At 39.7% G+C, this 15880-nt stretch carries 16 protein-coding genes and 2 pseudogenes; 7 read left to right on the top strand and 11 right to left on the bottom strand.

The annotated features are described in order from the left end of the window. Positions 1–56: 56 nt before the first annotated feature. The 4 genes from ppiC to BG00_RS15835 form a co-directional block, all read right to left on the bottom strand. Positions 57–335: a peptidylprolyl isomerase PpiC gene (gene ppiC, locus BG00_RS15850; protein WP_008464312.1), complete on the bottom strand. Its 279-nt coding sequence runs from the start codon at positions 333–335 to the stop codon at positions 57–59. A gap of 78 nt (positions 336–413) precedes the next feature. Then, positions 414–833 carry a thiol-disulfide oxidoreductase DCC family protein gene (locus tag BG00_RS15845; RefSeq protein WP_013463126.1) on the bottom strand — a complete coding sequence of 140 codons (420 nt, stop codon included), beginning with the start codon at positions 831–833 and terminating at the stop codon, positions 414–416. A 23-nt stretch (positions 834–856) separates the two neighbouring features. Next, the gene (locus tag BG00_RS15840; RefSeq protein WP_036983866.1) at positions 857–1381 is read right to left on the bottom strand and encodes a response regulator transcription factor; all 525 of its coding nucleotides are present in this window, start codon (positions 1379–1381) and stop codon (positions 857–859) included. Then, positions 1378–2616: a sensor histidine kinase gene (locus BG00_RS15835; RefSeq protein ID WP_036983865.1), complete on the bottom strand. Its 1239-nt coding sequence runs from the start codon at positions 2614–2616 to the stop codon at positions 1378–1380. Before BG00_RS15835 ends, BG00_RS15840 begins: the two co-directional genes overlap by 4 nt. Before the next feature lie 379 nt (positions 2617–2995). On the opposite strand from BG00_RS15835, the gene BG00_RS15830 reads away from it, so the two are divergent. Both BG00_RS15830 and gloA2 read left to right on the top strand, forming a co-directional pair. Next, positions 2996–4075, top strand: coding sequence for a ketoacyl-ACP synthase III (locus BG00_RS15830; RefSeq protein ID WP_036983864.1), 1080 nt, complete (start codon positions 2996–2998; stop codon positions 4073–4075). An 80-nt stretch (positions 4076–4155) separates the two neighbouring features. Continuing rightward, positions 4156–4542: an SMU1112c/YaeR family gloxylase I-like metalloprotein gene (gene gloA2 / locus BG00_RS15825; RefSeq protein ID WP_008464296.1), complete on the top strand. Its 387-nt coding sequence runs from the start codon at positions 4156–4158 to the stop codon at positions 4540–4542. Positions 4543–4569: 27 nt separating this feature from the next. On the opposite strand, the gene BG00_RS15820 is transcribed toward gloA2, so the two are convergent. Continuing rightward, the gene (locus BG00_RS15820) at positions 4570–5931 is read right to left on the bottom strand and encodes a leucyl aminopeptidase family protein (RefSeq protein ID WP_036983863.1); all 1362 of its coding nucleotides are present in this window, start codon (positions 5929–5931) and stop codon (positions 4570–4572) included. An 83-nt stretch (positions 5932–6014) separates the two neighbouring features. Next, the gene (locus BG00_RS15815) at positions 6015–6437 is read right to left on the bottom strand and encodes a hypothetical protein (protein WP_036983861.1); all 423 of its coding nucleotides are present in this window, start codon (positions 6435–6437) and stop codon (positions 6015–6017) included. A gap of 103 nt (positions 6438–6540) precedes the next feature. Between BG00_RS15815 and BG00_RS17555 the strand changes: the two genes are divergently transcribed. Together BG00_RS17555 and BG00_RS15810 are read left to right on the top strand one after the other, a co-directional pair. Further along, positions 6541–6699 carry an oxidoreductase-like domain-containing protein gene (locus tag BG00_RS17555; RefSeq protein ID WP_076921669.1) on the top strand — a complete coding sequence of 53 codons (159 nt, stop codon included), beginning with the start codon at positions 6541–6543 and terminating at the stop codon, positions 6697–6699. Between the two features lie 453 nt (positions 6700–7152). After that, complete coding sequence (locus BG00_RS15810) at positions 7153–8595, top strand: tetratricopeptide repeat-containing sulfotransferase family protein (protein ID WP_036983860.1); 1443 nt, start codon at positions 7153–7155, stop codon at positions 8593–8595. Here BG00_RS15810 and BG00_RS15805 read toward each other — a convergent pair. Next, the gene (locus BG00_RS15805) at positions 8564–9472 is read right to left on the bottom strand and encodes an alpha/beta fold hydrolase (RefSeq protein WP_036983859.1); all 909 of its coding nucleotides are present in this window, start codon (positions 9470–9472) and stop codon (positions 8564–8566) included. The genes BG00_RS15810 and BG00_RS15805 overlap by 32 nt on opposite strands. Positions 9473–9599: 127 nt before the next feature. Between BG00_RS15805 and rlmF the strand changes: the two genes are divergently transcribed. Further along, positions 9600–10532 carry a 23S rRNA (adenine(1618)-N(6))-methyltransferase RlmF gene (rlmF, locus tag BG00_RS15800; protein ID WP_036983858.1) on the top strand — a complete coding sequence of 311 codons (933 nt, stop codon included), beginning with the start codon at positions 9600–9602 and terminating at the stop codon, positions 10530–10532. 18 nt (positions 10533–10550) lie between these two features. After that, positions 10551–11494: pseudogene (gene ltaE, locus BG00_RS15795) on the top strand (low-specificity L-threonine aldolase). Here ltaE and BG00_RS15790 read toward each other — a convergent pair. The 4 genes and pseudogenes from BG00_RS15790 to BG00_RS15775 all read right to left on the bottom strand — a co-directional run bounded on the left by BG00_RS15790 (position 11477) and on the right by BG00_RS15775 (position 14514). After that, a complete protein-coding gene (locus BG00_RS15790) occupies positions 11477–12061 on the bottom strand; it encodes a thymidine kinase (RefSeq protein ID WP_036983857.1) in 585 nt (194 codons plus the stop codon). The pseudogene ltaE and the gene BG00_RS15790 sit on opposite strands and share 18 nt — an antisense overlap. 77 nt (positions 12062–12138) lie before the next feature. Next, entirely contained in the window at positions 12139–12606 is a 468-nt protein-coding gene (locus BG00_RS15785) for a methylated-DNA--[protein]-cysteine S-methyltransferase (RefSeq protein WP_036983854.1), read from the bottom strand. Next, a pseudogene (locus tag BG00_RS15780) lies at positions 12603–13955 on the bottom strand (DNA-3-methyladenine glycosylase 2 family protein). The gene BG00_RS15785 and the pseudogene BG00_RS15780 overlap by 4 nt, the downstream one beginning before the upstream one ends. A 70-nt stretch (positions 13956–14025) precedes the next feature. Continuing rightward, positions 14026–14514, bottom strand: a complete 489-nt coding sequence (locus tag BG00_RS15775) for a GNAT family N-acetyltransferase (protein ID WP_036983853.1) — start codon at positions 14512–14514, stop codon at positions 14026–14028. Positions 14515–14780: 266 nt separating this feature from the next. Here BG00_RS15775 and BG00_RS15770 point away from each other — a divergent pair, with 266 nt between their 5' ends. Beyond that, complete coding sequence (locus BG00_RS15770) at positions 14781–15641, top strand: cation diffusion facilitator family transporter (protein ID WP_036983852.1); 861 nt, start codon at positions 14781–14783, stop codon at positions 15639–15641. Positions 15642–15880: the final 239 nt, after the last annotated feature.

Below are 15880 nucleotides of genomic sequence, written 5' to 3'. Positions count from 1 at the left end.
GCATGTAACAAACTGAACAAATAATAAGTATAGCGGCAACTTAAAATTGCGTTAGTTTATGTGCGATAAAGTACCTTAATAACATGCCAACCAAATTTCGTTTTTACTAAATGCGGTTCTAAAATTGCACCACTAAAAGCCACCTTATCAAACTGCGGAACCATTTGGCCTCGTCTAAACTCACCTAAATCACCACCTTTTTTACCCGATGGACATGACGAATACTTTTTAGCTAAAGTTTGAAACTTTGCGCCTTTGCCTAATTGCTTGATGATGTCTTCTGCTATTTCTTTATGTTTTACTAAAATATGCAGTGCGTGCGCCGTATTTGCCATGTAAGTGCCTTTTTAATGCTAAAATTTAAACGCCGCGATTTTAGCACAGCCAATACATTCAGGCATCTATTAAAGCACTTATAAATAGTGGGCTTGGTCTTGTTTTGAAGGGATCCTGCAATAGTGATATTTACCAAATAAGGTATATCGATTTGATGCAATTTTATCATAAAGCCAATTGTTAAAACGATTTGGCAACACACTAAATATACCACTAAGTTTCCACGGATAGCCTAGCTGTTTAATCACCTCGAAAAATGCATGGCTTTGTATAAATGCTTGAGCGTTTTCAATATAAACCATAGAGGCAAAATCAGTTGTCGAATAGCCAAAGTGCATTAATATTTGCTGCCCTTTTGGTGATTGTACACTGCATAGTTTAAACATGGCCTGAGGATCGTGAGCAATAATAAAATTACACCACGCACTACAAAGCTTGCACTGGGCATCGAACAGTATAATTTTTTGGCTTTTTATTAGCGCGGCGGTATGGGTCATTAATTGCTTGCTCAAGTGAGGGCTTATTGCTGCACAGGTTTTTTTTGTAGCTTGCGCTGCAAAGTGCGTCTATGCATATTAAGCTGCCTTGCAGTCATTGATACATTACCGTTGTTACTGTGTAATACATGTTGAATATGCTCCCACTCTAAACGCTCGGGTGACATAATCTCTTCAGGAATTTCGGTTACTGTCGATACCGGCTCTACTTTTAGCGCTTTTAATAAGCTTGCCATATCGACAGGCTTAGTTAAATAGTCATTAGCGCCTAAGCGCATCGCCTCTACGGCTGTAGCTATACTTGCAAAGCCAGTAAGTAGTACAATATGTGCCTCGGGTAACAATTGGCGCAGCGGTGCAATAAGAGCCAGCCCATTCTCATCTGCTAACTTCATATCTAATAAAATACAATCAGGTTGCTGCTGGCGAGCCCTAAGTAAGGCCTCTGTTTGGTTATGTGCAACCTCACAGTTAAAGCTGTGTTTTGTTAAGCGCCTTACCAAAGTGGTAGCAAGGTTAATGTCATCTTCAATAATTAGCAACTTCATAGCGCCGACTCGGTTATTAATAGTGGCATTTGTATCTTGGCCACCGCTCCACCATCGGGGTGATTATAAACAGTTAACGAACCATTTAAACGCTCAAACGTGACATTTGATAGCATAACCGCTATTCCCATGCCTTGCTCGCTGGGCATGAGCTGCCCGCCTAACTCCGCTAACTCGGAGGATAAAAAACCAGCGCCAAAATCCCGAATAATTAACGCAATACTTTGCGCATCTGGCTGTTGCCAACTCAACTCTAATTGCATTTGGCCTTTTTTTTCGTTAGCAAGCGCTGCATTTTGTAATAAGTTTAAAATAGCAGGTAGCAGCATGGCATCACTTTTTAATGTGGCTTTAGGCGCCTCATTAAGCCAGTTTATTTGTTGATTAGGGTATTGTAATAGCAACGTATCATGAATTTGATTTTGCAGCTGCTCTGCTTTTATAGGTATTTGCGTGTTTTTATCTCGTAGCTGCATAGAGAGCTTTCTAAAATCATTAAGCTGAGTGCGGCATTGCAGCAAGGGTGATTGCATTTGCTGAATAATTTCATTGTTGGGATGCTCTTCTACAAGCTCTTCAAACAATAATTGTAAATTAGCAATAGGCGTTGCTAATTGATGAGTAATTTGCGCCGCTGCGCCATCGAGAGTAACCAGTTGTTCACTACGCAACTGTTTCTCTCTAACTTGAGCAATAGTGCGCTCACGTTGTTGTAAAGCACGGTTCATTGCACCAATAACCAACGCAATCACGCAGGCACTGATAACAAAATTAACCCACATGCCAATAAAGTGGCCACTCATGTTCATTTGGTGCATGCTATGCTCTGGCATTTTAATCAGTAGCATGCTGTAGGCAGCGATAGCCAGCACAGCAATATAGGCAAGCCCACGAGCGCTCAATGTAATTGCCGCTATCATAATAGGTAACAATAATAACGACACAAATGCGTTAGTTGCACCGCCACTTAAAGACAACAAAATAGTTAAAAAAAGTACGTCAGCGGTCAGTTGCATCAGCATGCCAACAGGCTTTGCTTGGCTAACATTTCTATAAGCAAAGATACTTGCTAACTGAAAAACCGCCTCAAGCGTAATAACGGCTAGCAACGGCATGAGCGCAATTTGATGCTCTAATAAAAAATAAACGCTTAACACTGCAATAAGCTGCACAGCAATGGCGCCACTGCGCAGCATTAATAACCGGCTAATAGCAGGATCGGTTTTAATTAACACAATAAGATTCACCTGATTGAATATACATTGCTTTGTTATCCATTATAAATAATGCTTTTTAAGTAATGATTTCATAATAAGCGCCTCATATTAGCTGCTCACTCAGCCGCACTCAAGCATATATGGTCAACAAAGTATTTGTATTCTATTAAGCTTAGAAAGCCTATGAGCTATTGTGTAAAACAGGCACAATCATTAAAAGCTTTTAATTAACACAATAAAAACAAGTCAATTACCTTTAAACAAAAATGCAGCAAATAGTCCGTAAAATAGCAGTAATTACTAAGCAAACCATGCTATAAACTAGTGTTAACAGCTAATTTTTGATATAACGTCCTCATTAGACGAACACGTCATACCACTTTTAAGAGAACACACTATGCCTTACGCACATATCACTGGTTGGGGTAAATGCATTCCACCAGCAAGCATCAGCAACGACGAAATAAGTGAAATTGTAGATACAACCGATGAGTGGATCACCACACGCACAGGTATCAAGGCACGAAGAGTTAGCCATGTAAGTACTGCTGAACTTGCTAGTGTGGCTGCAAAACATGCCATTGCATGTGCTGGCGTAGATGCAAAAGATATCGATTTAGTTATTTTAGCAACGTGCACCCCCTCAACAGTAGTTGCAAACACCGCCTCATTAGTACAAAAAAATATTGGTGCCACAGGCGCTGCAGCCATGGACACCAACGCGGCATGTTCTGGTTTCTTATATGCTTTACAAGCTGCGACAGCGCAAATTCAAGCAGGCATGATCAAAAAAGCCGTCGTTATCGCGGCTGAGCGCATGACGTGGTATGTAAACTGGGCACGACGCGACAGCGCAGTATTATTTGGTGATGGTGCCGGTGCCGTTGTGCTTGAAGCAGCAGAAACACCTGCAGGCTTATTAGGGACTAAAACCGGTTGTGACAGCGAAGATCGTGATATTTTACACATTACTAATTTTGGCAGTGATTTAAATAAATATGAGCCAATTGGTCCATCAGACCTTTTATTTGAAGGCCGTGAAATATTTAAACGTGCCGTTAAAGGCATGAGTGAAGCCTGTGACGACGTGCTTGAACAAGCCAATCTTAAGTTAGACGATATCGATGTACTAGTTCCGCATCAAGCCAATCTACGCATTATTCAAGCTATTCAAAATCGCTTAAAAGTGGATGACGAAAAAGTAATGGTCAATATTGGTGAATATGGCAACACCTCTGCTGCCACCATTGCAATTGCATTGTGTGAAGCCGTTGAGCAAGGCTTAATTAAACCGCATGCAAATATTATGTCGGCGGCATTTGGAGCTGGGCTTACTTGGGCGGCAAGCTATATAAAATGGGGCGAGCGAGTAACGCCTATTGCACTTAGTGATGCTAAGCTTCCACCGTGTAATAAAACGGGTTTAGAGCTTGTTGCACCGGCTGTAAAAGCGTGTAAAGACGCAGAGCCTAGCTAAAAGCTAATATACAACCATGCACATGTATTGATAAACAGCGCACTGCTTTTAGTGCGCTTTTTGCTTTTTAAGGAAAATATATGCAACTACTAGGCATTCATCATGTAGCCATCATTTGTAGCAACTATCCACGCTCTAAACATTTTTATAGTGAAATATTAAAACTCACGATTATTAATGAGCATTATCGTGCACAGCGTCAGTCTTACAAACTCGATTTAGCTTTACCTGATGGAAGTCAGTTAGAATTATTTTCGTTTAATGATGCGCCAAGTAGACCAAGCTACCCCGAAGCTCAAGGACTTAGACATTTAGCATTTAAAGTTGGGTGTATTAATACTGCTAAACATTATTTAGAGTCACACAATGTCATCGTCGAAAATATTAGAGAAGATGAAATAACCGGCAAAAAATTCACCTTTTTTGCCGATCCAGATGGCTTACCCCTTGAGTTATATGCACTTTAACATCTAATAACTCAAGGTATATTTAATTTAGTTAAATCGATTTTGTAGGTAAGTAAATACTGCACGAATACCCAGTGCCTCACCACCAGCTGGACGCCCAGGTAATGCACGTAAATTCCATGCCATTACGTCAAAGTGAACCCATGGTGTATTTGGCTCTATAAACTCTTTCAAATAAAGCGCAGCGGTTATTGCGCCACCAAATGGCGTACTTGCACAGTTAGCCATATCAGCCACGTCGCTTTTCAAAAATGGTTTGTATTGCTCGAATAACGGCAATTGCCAAACAGGGTCGTTAACTTGCATGCCCGAGTCCATAATGGCATTTGCTACAGCGCGATCCGTTGAGAAAAAACCTGGTAGCTCTGTACCTAAAGCAACGCGGCACGCACCGGTTAATGTAGCAAAATCTATGATTAATTCAGGATCATCGTTTTGTGCTTCGCTTAAAGCATCACACAGTACTAATCGCCCTTCTGCATCGGTATTGTCTATTTCGACCATAATACCTTTACGGGTTTTTACTACATCGCCAGGGCGAAATGCATTACGCGAAACAGCATTTTCAACCGCAGGCACTAAAACACGAAGGCGGATTGGTAAGTTAGCGGCCATAATTAGCTGAGCCAGGGCAATAACATGCGCGGCCCCACCCATGTCTTTTTTCATGTTGCGCATGCCTGAACTGGGCTTTAAATCAAGTCCACCGGAATCAAAACACACGCCTTTACCGACTAACGTAATTTGTGGCGCATCGACTGCCCCCCATTTCAAGTCAAGTAATCGTGGTTTATTTTCACTCGCGCGCCCTACCATATGAATAGTTGGGTAATTTTGCTCTAATAACTCATCACCTATCCACTGCGAAAATTCACCGTCGAATGTATCTGCTAGGTCACTCATGACTTGTGATAAGTGCTGCGGCATCATATCGGCAGCTGGGGTATTAACTAAATCGCGTGCTAAATTAATGGCATCCGCTTGTTGTTTTACTTGTTCATATAATGTTTTATCAGCAATACCAAGCTGAGCTTTAGCGGTGGCTTTTTGTTTGTATTCACTAAACTCATAACCACCTAACACAAAGCCTAAAGCAAGTTGAGCAACTAAAGACTCATCACCTTGAATTTGATAACAACCCGCAGGTAATTTACTGGCAAGCTCGCCAGCAGCCCAAAAATCATCAGCGCTTTGCATTACACAAAATACCTGACTTAGCTCACCCGTTTCTGGATTTGGTACTAGTGCGAGTCCTGATTTTTCAAAATCTGTGTTTGCTAGCCAGCGCTGTACAAAACTCGGTTGCTGCGTAAGCCAATCGGTTAGTTCGTTTTTAACGATAAATGATAGAGGAATTCCTGAAGAGGTATGACGAAGTAAAGCACTCATTAAATGACTCACATAATAGAAAATGATGCCTTAGCATAACAATAAGCACTATTAAAAGGTATAGCTAATTATGTTCTGCTAGCTTACTTCTTCTTTGAGGGCGTTGAGTCTTGCTCTTGGTTTTGTTGAGCAATTTCTTGATCAATTTCTTTAATCGGCTTATTCATACTAAAAGAACTCGGCAATACATCAACCCCTACTAACTGCCCTAGTTTAACAACCAGTGGAATAGTTAATGGTGCAAACGGTAATAACGCAAAAACGCCTAGCCCTAGTCCTTTTAATATATCAACAAACTGCTCGTTGGCGCGTTTTAGTTCTACTTTATTTGTTTGCCCTTGGGTATAACGCCTATAAATTATTAGCATTTCTTTGGTTTCTTGCCTTTCTTGGGCAAGCGCAATTTTAAGCGCGACCATAGCACGACGAAAGCGTAGTTGTTGTCGCTTTTTACTTATTTTAGCAACCCGCCAGGGTGCACGATGGATAACTTTATATAATCGCATAGCCTGTATTCTCACACAGCGCTTTCAGTTCACAAAGAATAATTTACACGCTTTATTCAATCATTTATTCTTAATGTTCATTTTCCTCAGTTTAAATAAAAACATGCAAAAAAACATACCCAACACTAAACCCGAAAGGCCAAAATCTGATGAGTGCTGCGGCGGCGGTAGTTGCTGTCCATGTGTATGGGATGAGTACAAAGAAAAACTTGCACAGTGGAAAAAACATCATGGTGAAAATATCAATAGCAAGTCAGTTTAATTCAATAATAGAAAATAGCTAAAATAGCTAAAATAGCTAAAATAGCTAAAATAGCTTATTTAGTTAATAACTATATATCAATGACTGCTTTTTCCCCCTTTCCCTGCCCTACTTATGATTAACTATGCATTATTTTTAGATAAATCACTTGTTTCAACTTGTTAAATAGTGATTAACCACCCATTACCCTCTTTAGTTTTTTTATCTATAGTCTATTTCGAGGACTCACAGGAGGTGCGCTTAGTTTATTAAGCTTTTGAAACATCTCCATACGGAATTAATGGTGGCTTTTACTACGCTAAAGCAACCTATACTTTCTAACATCTGTTAATGATACTCAAAGGCGAAATGTGTGGTGCATTTCGCCTTTTTATTGGCCTCAAATAATAATCTTACTCTCGCTTATTTTGCGGTTTTAGGGTTATAGTTAATAAAAAGAATATTGTTTGGATTATGTTACTAAAAAAAGCGGATCATTTATTAGCACAAAACAAGCTTAGAGAAGCTGAGTTTCATTACAAAACACTTTTACAAGCAGAGCCTTATAATGGTGATGCTCTGTTTGGCCTAGGTAAGGTGGCGCTGCGTTTAGAACAATTTGATGCCGCTGTCTATATACTACAACGAGCGTGTCAGCACCTCCCTTATTTACTAGAACCTTTGTATGCACTAAGTGATGCATTTAATGCGGTTAACTCCCCTGAAAATGCGCAAAAAGTACTCGAGTACGCAACCAGTATTGCCGCAGACAACCCAGATACCCATTATTATTTAGCTCAGCACTATTTAACCTTTGGCGAGCTCGATAAAGCACAGTCAACGCTTGAGGAAGCATTAAAGCTTGGAATAGCACCGGTTACGGCTTATGTTTTATTTGAATTGGTACAATTAGGACGTTTTAATAAAGCAAATAATTACATCGTTCAATTACACCATTTTTTAACTCAAACAAATAACCTACGCTTAAAAATGGTCTGCTACTATGCTTTAGCTAAAAGTTACGACAAGTTAGACGATACTGATCAAGCGTTTAACTATTTTGTGATTGCCAATCAGCAACAACACAAACTCAGTGAATTTAAAACTGAAGATTTAATTGGGTTTTATGATCAACTTATTGAATATAATAATGAAAGTGTGCTCAATTTTGCAAACCTAAATAAGCAGTATCCAGTTACGCCCGTGTTTATTATTGGTATGCCACGAAGCGGCTCAACCTTACTGGAGCAGATGTTAGCAGGACACAGTCAATGGGCAACGCTTGGAGAAGACACCAGTATTAGTAATAAGATAGTCGCTTTTTTAGAACAAAAAAAAGGGTTACGCTACCCTCAATGCTTAACTAAGCTAACAACGCCTTTAATTAACCAAGCCAGAGCCATGTATTTAGATACCTTAAGTTCTTCTGGGAGCAATTGCGCATTTGTGATCAATAAACTGCCTAGCAATTACCAAAACTTAGGGTTAATTTATATTTTATTCCCAGATGCTAAGTTTATTAACCTGAGTCGAAACTTTCATGCAACCGCATTTTCAGTGTTTACTAATTACTTTGCTGAAAACGAACCCTATTTTTGTGATTTAAATGAATTTACTTTGTACCATCAGCTTTATGAAAAATTGATGAGCCATTGGCAGCAATTTAACCGCTTAGCTATTTATAATTTAAGTTATGAGCAGTTAATTGAAAACCCTAAAGATCAATTAACCGCACTATTGAGTTTTACTGGCTGTGAATTTGAACAGACTTGTCTAGACTTTTACAAAAATAAAAGCGCCGTTACAACGCTCAGTAAACATGCGATTAGGCAGCCTGTAAATAACAAAAGCCTTGATAAATGGCAGCGTTATGAAGCCCCTTTACTTAGTCTGCTCTCGTTGCCTCAAACCAATTAAGCACATCCATAAACTGTTCTTGGCGTGCCTGTGGATGGGTAAGCATATTAATATGGTCGTAATCTACTTTGTGCCCAAAGCGTCGGCCATATATTTGCATTTTTTGCACCCCAGTACCTGACTCATCAATAAACTTTTGAATATCGATAGGCTGTGCCAATGCTTTATCTTTTACTGCCGCAATATGTAACGTTGGAGGAAGCGTGAGATTTGCTAATGTTTTAGCGTAATCAAAGCCATCATCACTGTCTATCCACGGATTTTTCTTAGCCCACTGCATACTTTGATAATGCGACTTTTGAGTTTCATCATCACTGCCCCACTTTAAGCGTTTTGCTGGTAAATAACCGTGTTTTTTCGCTAATATTGGTGCCATAAAATACCAAATTAAATTAGCCTGAAATAACTTTTTAGGGTGGTTATTAAATAGCGAACGCTTTGAACCAAAATAGGCACACGCTTTTACATCGTTTATCAGCTCAGGAAAGCGAGCAAACACGCTATTAAGCAACACCCCACCCCAAGAATGAGCAACTAAAAAGTCAGGTTTTTTACTCTCTAACTGTTCAATTTTTTTAATAAATGCCGGAATATCTTCAACAATCGCCTCAGTTTGTCCATACCGTGCTTGCTTACAAATAGCTGGTTTACTTTCACCACGCCCGCGTAAATCAGCTACGTAGCAACAATACCCGTGTTCAGCTAAAAAAGGCGCTAACCCTTTATTGCTATGAGTGTAAAATATTTTGCCATTTTCTACCGCGCCATGAATTAATAGCACCACAGGCCCACTTGGCTTCTGGTTGGCGATACGGCGCAAATGCAGTGTTTGATGGTCACCTAATTTAATAAAAACAGACTCTTGAGTAACTGCCAAAGCGAATTCCTTATAATTGTTAACAACTCATCCTACCAGCAATACCTGGTAAGCCAAAGGGAAAATATGCACTTTTTCTGTCAGTATTTGTTACTATTGGCTTTTATTCCTGTTGTTAAAAAGCCTCATGAAAGCAAAATCAACTCGTTCTAAATTACATCCACGCAATCAACACAAAAATGGTTACGATTTTAATTTGCTTACCTCGCAAACCCCTTCGTTAACTGCTTTTTTAATTACGACGCCAGCAGGCAATCAAAGTATTGATTTTAGTAATAACTTAGCTGTAAAAACCTTAAATCAGGCGCTATTAAAAAGCCATTACAACATTAACTTTTGGGACATTCCTGAGCACAACTTATGCCCACCTATTCCAGGTAGAGTAGATTATATTCATTACTTAGCTGACTTACTCAGCGAAGATAATCAGCAGGTTATTCCCACTGGCCGACAAATTAAAGTGCTTGATATAGGCACTGGCGCTAACTTAGTTTACCCGCTAACGGGCAATAGCGAATACCAATGGCACTTTACTGGCAGCGACATCGATTTAGCAGCAATAAAAATAGCCAAGCAGCTCGCTCAGTTTAATGATTTAAAAATAACGCTTAAACAACAAAAAAATCCCGAGCATATTTTTAAAGGGGTGGTTAATGCGAAAGATTTGTATCATTTAACGATGTGTAACCCGCCATTTCACGCCAGTGCAGAAGAAGCCAATAAAGGCAGTGAACGTAAATGGAAAAACTTAGGTAAAGCCCCCAGTAACGCCCTCAACTTTGGCGGACAAAGTAATGAGCTGTGGTGTGAAGGCGGCGAACTGGCCTTTATTTCTAACATGATCAAAGAAAGCGCTCAGTACAGTGAGCAAGTGATCTGGTTTACCTCGTTGGTTTCTAAAAAAGAGACCCTTGCTGCTTTACAAACACAACTAAAACAGCTCCCTATTTGCGACTATAAAATAGTTGAAATGGCACAAGGGCAAAAAGTCAGTCGCTTTATTGCGTGGAGTTATTTTGATAAAACAACCCGTGAACAAATTTGTGAAGAATTCATATAACAACCATAAGGACCACTCATGATAGATTTTCGCTCAGACACAGTGACCAAGCCTTGCAATAAAATGCGAGATATTATGTATCATGCCCCAGTTGGCGATGATGTATACGGCGATGATGAAAGCGTTAACCAATTAGAAGCCTATGCTATGTCCAAGATGCACTTTTTTGTAGCTCAGGCACACAAGCAAACCTACTTGCATTAATGGCGCATTGTGAGCGTGGTGATGAGTATATTTGTGGGCAAAGTGCACATAGCTCAAAGTTTGAAGGCGGTGACGCTGGCGTTATAGGCTCTATTCAATCACAGCCTATTGAAAATGAAGTCGATGATAGCCACTTTGCGAAAACGCGATTACTGAGCCTTGAAAACACCATAGGTGGCAAAGTACTGGGTATTGATTATTTAATTAAAGCACGTGAATTTGTTGATCAACATAACTTAGCACTGCATTTAGATGGCGCGCGAGCATTTAATGTCGCAGCCGAGCTTAACCTTGACATTAAAGAAATCACCCAACATTTTGATTCAGTCTCTATTTATTTATCGAAAGGCTTAGGTGCGCCAGTTGACCCATTATTAGGTTCTTAGCAGTTAATCGCTAAAGCAAGACGCTGGCGTAAAGTGCTTGGCGGCGGTATGCGCCAAGCGGGTATGTTAGCTGCTGCCGGGCAATATGCCTTAGAAAACAACACGCAACGTTTAGTCGATGACCACGCTAACGCGCGTTATTTAGCACAGCAGTTAAATGAAATTTCAGGCTTTGAAGTAAATATGAGTAATACCACAAATATGGTTTACGCTACGTTTGATAACAGCATAAACATTACAAAGCTAGCAGCCGATTTAAAAGCACAAGGCATTTTTATTAGCCCAAGTAAGCAACTTAGGCTAGTAACCCATTTAGGTATTACTAAAGCGGATATAGATACCTTTATTAAAGCCTTAACGGCCCATATTTAACGCCGCTTTGTAATGCTTGCGGCACACCGATTCATAACGATCGTTGCCGCCAATTTCAACTTGATTACCATCGGCAATAGCCTCGCCATTTTCATCGGTACGTAATACGTGATTTGCTTTGCGCCCACAATGACACACCGTTTTAAGCTCAATTAGCTTATCAGCCCAAGCAAGTAAATACTGTGACCCTATAAACAGCTCCCCTCTAAAGTCGTTACGCAATCCGTAACACAATACGGGTATACCTAACTCATCAACCACATCGGTTAACTGCATAACTTGGTCTTTTGATAAAAACTGACATTCATCCACCAGCACACAATGACGTTTTTTATCTGCATTAAGAGTTTGAATTAGCTCAAATACATCTTTATCTGCATCATAAATATGTGCATCTGCTTGCAAGCCAATACGTGAGGATACTTTACCTACTCCTGCTCTATCGTCAATGGCAGCGGTGAGGATCACCGGCTCCATACCGCGCTCTTTATAATTAAACGCTGATTGTAATAAAGTGGTTGATTTACCTGCATTCATTGCAGAGTAGTAAAAGTATAATTGCGCCATAGCCATGCCTTCAAATAAAAAGTGCGCTTATGCTACCCTAAAGTGCAGAGAATACAAATTTGGAAACATTATTTTATTTATTTTGCTTCATGCTCTAGTAACCATTGCTTGCGCTCTAAACCACCGGCATAACCAGTTAGTTTTTTATTTGCGCCAATAATACGATGACACGGCACAATAATACTGATTGGGTTTTTTCCATTTGCAGCCCCTACCGCTCTCACAGCTTTAGGATTATTTAATTGTATGGCTATATCTTTATAAGTCGCCACTTTTCCATAGGGTACGCTACACAATGCCTGCCATACGCTTTGCTGAAATGGCGTGCCGCCAGTATCAAGCTCTAAATCAAACTCAGTACGCGTATGAGCAAAGTACTCATTAAGCTGCGCCACACAAGATAAAACATGCGAATTAGTTACCTTATTTAAAGGCGTACTGATATAACTGGTCGGTGGATAAAACCCCACATAACTAATACCGTTTTCAGTTGCCTGAATAATAATATCGTCAATCGGGCTGGGTAAACTGGTTTGCACTATCATAATTGCTGCCAAAGTTGAAAAGTTAAGTAAGATCGAAATGGTGCGCAGTTCTTAGGTTCAAAAGAACGTACTGCCGCTTGTGCCTTTTTAACGCCTAAATCGCCATTGAGTAAAATATCGGGCTGGCTTTGGCCGCGTAACTTTGCATAATTAACCGTCCATGGGCCAATCCCTTTTAAACTAAGCCATTGATCTAAGTCATCACAATTTGGATTAACGGCACAAAATTCAGCGAGGTTATGCAGGGCATTTTTACGCGCCTGTGGCATTTTAAAGAATGCAAAATCACTGTGTGCTAACACTTCAGGCTCAGGAAAATAGACCTGTTGGTGTTGCTTTTCACCAAGCTGTGTTACTAAATTAGTCACTAGGTTGTGCGCCGCTGCTACACTGACTTGTTGCCCAAGTACAGCCCTAACTCCCGCCTCAAAACTTGACCAAATACCCGGTAACCTTAAGCCTTTAGTAAGTGGAAATGCATTATTAATGTGTTCGCTTAAATGCGCCTCAATTAAATAAGTATCTGCATCTAAATCAAGTACACGGCGAATGTTGTTAATAACTGGCTGTAAATATTGCGTATTATCTATATCAATTTGCACCCGAAAATGATGTTTATCTGCAACAAACTCAGCATCAAAACGCCCTCTACACGATTTATAAGTAAAAGTACGCCCATAACTGGTTGGCGTTAATCACTCTATTGGCTGAATTAATCGTTTTGCTAAAAATCCATGCAATGCCTGCCAGTTATACGGCGGACGAAAAGGCAAAATTAAGGTGAGCCCAATATCAGCTGGGTGCTTGGCGGTTCTGAGCGCTGAGGGCGCAATATTAAGTTGTTTTAAAAAAGCATCATTAAAACGCCTAACACTTTTAAAGCCTGAGGCAAACGCTATCTCGGTAAGCGGTAAGCTAGTTTCTTGAATCAATTTTTTTGCAAAATGACATTGGTTAAACAATCGATATTGCGTGATAGAAATACCAAAATATTGAGAAAATAATCGCCTTAAATAACGGCTGCTTATTCCTAAACGCGTAGCGAGCTTTTCGCAGTCGTGCTGATTATCATGATCAATTAATTGCTTGGCTCGTAGAGCCGTTGTTTTTGTTCCCTGCCAAGCCGCACTTCCTGGTGCACTATCGGGCCGACAACGAATACAAGGCCTGAAACCAGCTTGCGCGGCAGAGTGCGCAAACTGATAGTAAACCACATTTTTTTCGTGAGCTGTGGGCGCAGGGCAAATTGGCCTGCAATAAATACCGGTACTTTTAACGGCTACATAAAAAAGCCCATCGAAACGCGCATCACGACTTTGACGTGCTTTTTGCCAATGCTGATCACCCATAAAATGCTCTTGTAAATTCGGTAGCGCTTAGCTTAGCAAAAACTAAGCGTATTACTGGCCATATTCGGTACTAATCTTTGTTTGCAAAATCAATTAATGCCTGACCCGTTAAACGATATATAATCCATTCATTTTGTGGCTCAGCGCCCATGCTATTATAAAAATCAATCGCGGGTTTATTCCAATCAAGTACCACCCATTCAAAGCGACCACAGTCTTTATTGATTGCTCTGTTTGCCAGTTCTTTCATAATGGCTTTACCAGCCCCATTTCCGCGGCTATCTGGGCTCACGTATAAATCTTCTAGGTAGAGGCCATTTTTACCTAACCAAGTCGAGTAGTTGTAGAAATATACGGCAAAACCAATTGGCTCATCATCTTGTAAACATATTAAACTGTGCGCTGTTGCGCCGTCGCAAAACAGTGTATCTAAAATTGCTTGCTCATCGGTTTTAACTGCATCAGGTTCTTTTTCGTAAATAGCAAGCTCATTGATAAAGTGTAGAATTGTTTTTGCGTCACTTGGCTTTGCATCGCGAATTTCTATTGCTGTGTTCATTGTTATTGACCTTTAAAAAACTACTTTTATGCCTGGCAAGCATCTAATTTAATATAAAAAGTGCTTAACTAATTATAATAATTTAAGCTATTAATACATTTATTTATACCCTAGCATATCGTTTTACATTCAATGAGTAACGTTCATGAGCTTATTTCAATTTAGCCATTAGGGCATTAAAAAAACAAATTAAAACAATGCTTTTATATATGGCAAAAAGTTGTCATTATGAGTACACAGTAAAGCAATGAGGAAGTTTAACTAAGATGGGTCATGGTCACTCACACAGTCACGTTGATGATAACCAAAGTGATAAACAGCTCACTCTTGCCGTATTTATAAATGTTTTACTGACTGCAGTGCAAGTTGTTGGCGGCGTATTTTCTGGCAGCCTTTCATTAATTGCCGATGCATTACATAACCTAAGTGATGCGGCCTCTATTTTTATTGCCCTCGTTGCCCGAAAAATTGGCAATAAACAGGCTGATACAACCCATCATTTTGGCTACAAACGCGCAGAGATACTAGCAACCCTTTTTAATAGCACTACGTTAATAGTCATCGGGGGTTATTTAATTTTTGAAGCCATAAATGGTTATTTAAACCCCCAACCTATCAATGGCTGGATCGTTGTATGGGTTGCTGCAGTAGCGCTACTCATTGATTTAGTCACTGCGTTATTAACCTTTAAAGCCGGCGCTAAAAACAACATGAATATAAAGGCGGCGTTTATTCATAATGTGTCTGATGCAATGGCATCAATAGTCGTTATTATTGCCGGTACTTTAATCATTTTATACCAGTGGTATGTAGTTGATTTAATAGCGACTATATTGATATCAATGTATGTTATTTATCACGGCGTATTATTACTTAAAGCCAGCTGCAGCATTTTAATGCAGGCAGCCCCCATTGGTTTTGACCAGCAACTTATCAGCAAAAAATTACTACAACAGTTTGCTATTACGCAAATAAAATCAATAAAAGCGTGGCAACTGGACGATACTACCACTCACTGTGAAATTGTGATGCAAACAGATACCCCTATTGAGCTTAATGCCATAAAACACTATTTACATGATGAATTTGCAATTGAACACTGCGTAATTGAGTGTTGTTCATCTTAGTTTGATTATACAAAGTGCTTTGTAATTAAAGCTGATCGCATCCTTATTTTTATGCCTTGTGTAACATAATGCAGAAGACCTGCTAACAATAATCCACTATCGGTACGAGTAAAACCTCTATTTTTAACACAACGCTATATTTAAATCTCTATTACCCCTCCTTATCAAATACAAATAATAATAATTATCATTAACCTTGCCTTTACTTTAAATTACTCTTAATATTGCGCCCATCATTA

This window comes from Pseudoalteromonas sp. SCSIO_11900 (genome assembly GCF_000576475.1).
In the GTDB taxonomy this organism is placed as follows: Bacteria; Pseudomonadota; Gammaproteobacteria; order Enterobacterales; family Alteromonadaceae; genus Pseudoalteromonas; species Pseudoalteromonas tetraodonis.
Note: the sequence above shows the minus strand (reverse complement) of the source record. Positions and strands in the feature narration are given on the sequence as shown.

What these genes read in the sequence shown, in the direction of transcription:
- BG00_RS15775 (WP_036983853.1), bottom strand. Translation starts at nt 14,514, where the DNA reads ATGAACACAGCAATAGAAATTCGCGATGCAAAGCCAAGTGACGCAAAA.
- BG00_RS15815 (WP_036983861.1), bottom strand. Translation starts at nt 6,437, where the DNA reads ATGCGATTATATAAAGTTATCCATCGTGCACCCTGGCGGGTTGCTAAA.
- BG00_RS15840 (WP_036983866.1), bottom strand. Translation starts at nt 1,381, where the DNA reads ATGAAGTTGCTAATTATTGAAGATGACATTAACCTTGCTACCACTTTG.
- BG00_RS15810 (WP_036983860.1), top strand. Translation starts at nt 7,153, where the DNA reads ATGTTACTAAAAAAAGCGGATCATTTATTAGCACAAAACAAGCTTAGA.
- gloA2 (WP_008464296.1), top strand. Translation starts at nt 4,156, where the DNA reads ATGCAACTACTAGGCATTCATCATGTAGCCATCATTTGTAGCAACTAT.
- BG00_RS15785 (WP_036983854.1), bottom strand. Translation starts at nt 12,606, where the DNA reads ATGATAGTGCAAACCAGTTTACCCAGCCCGATTGACGATATTATTATT.
- BG00_RS17555 (WP_076921669.1), top strand. Translation starts at nt 6,541, where the DNA reads ATGCAAAAAAACATACCCAACACTAAACCCGAAAGGCCAAAATCTGAT.
- rlmF (WP_036983858.1), top strand. Translation starts at nt 9,600, where the DNA reads ATGAAAGCAAAATCAACTCGTTCTAAATTACATCCACGCAATCAACAC.
- BG00_RS15790 (WP_036983857.1), bottom strand. Translation starts at nt 12,061, where the DNA reads ATGGCGCAATTATACTTTTACTACTCTGCAATGAATGCAGGTAAATCA.
- BG00_RS15820 (WP_036983863.1), bottom strand. Translation starts at nt 5,931, where the DNA reads ATGAGTGCTTTACTTCGTCATACCTCTTCAGGAATTCCTCTATCATTT.
- ppiC (WP_008464312.1), bottom strand. Translation starts at nt 335, where the DNA reads ATGGCAAATACGGCGCACGCACTGCATATTTTAGTAAAACATAAAGAA.
- BG00_RS15770 (WP_036983852.1), top strand. Translation starts at nt 14,781, where the DNA reads ATGGGTCATGGTCACTCACACAGTCACGTTGATGATAACCAAAGTGAT.
- BG00_RS15845 (WP_013463126.1), bottom strand. Translation starts at nt 833, where the DNA reads ATGACCCATACCGCCGCGCTAATAAAAAGCCAAAAAATTATACTGTTC.
- BG00_RS15830 (WP_036983864.1), top strand. Translation starts at nt 2,996, where the DNA reads ATGCCTTACGCACATATCACTGGTTGGGGTAAATGCATTCCACCAGCA.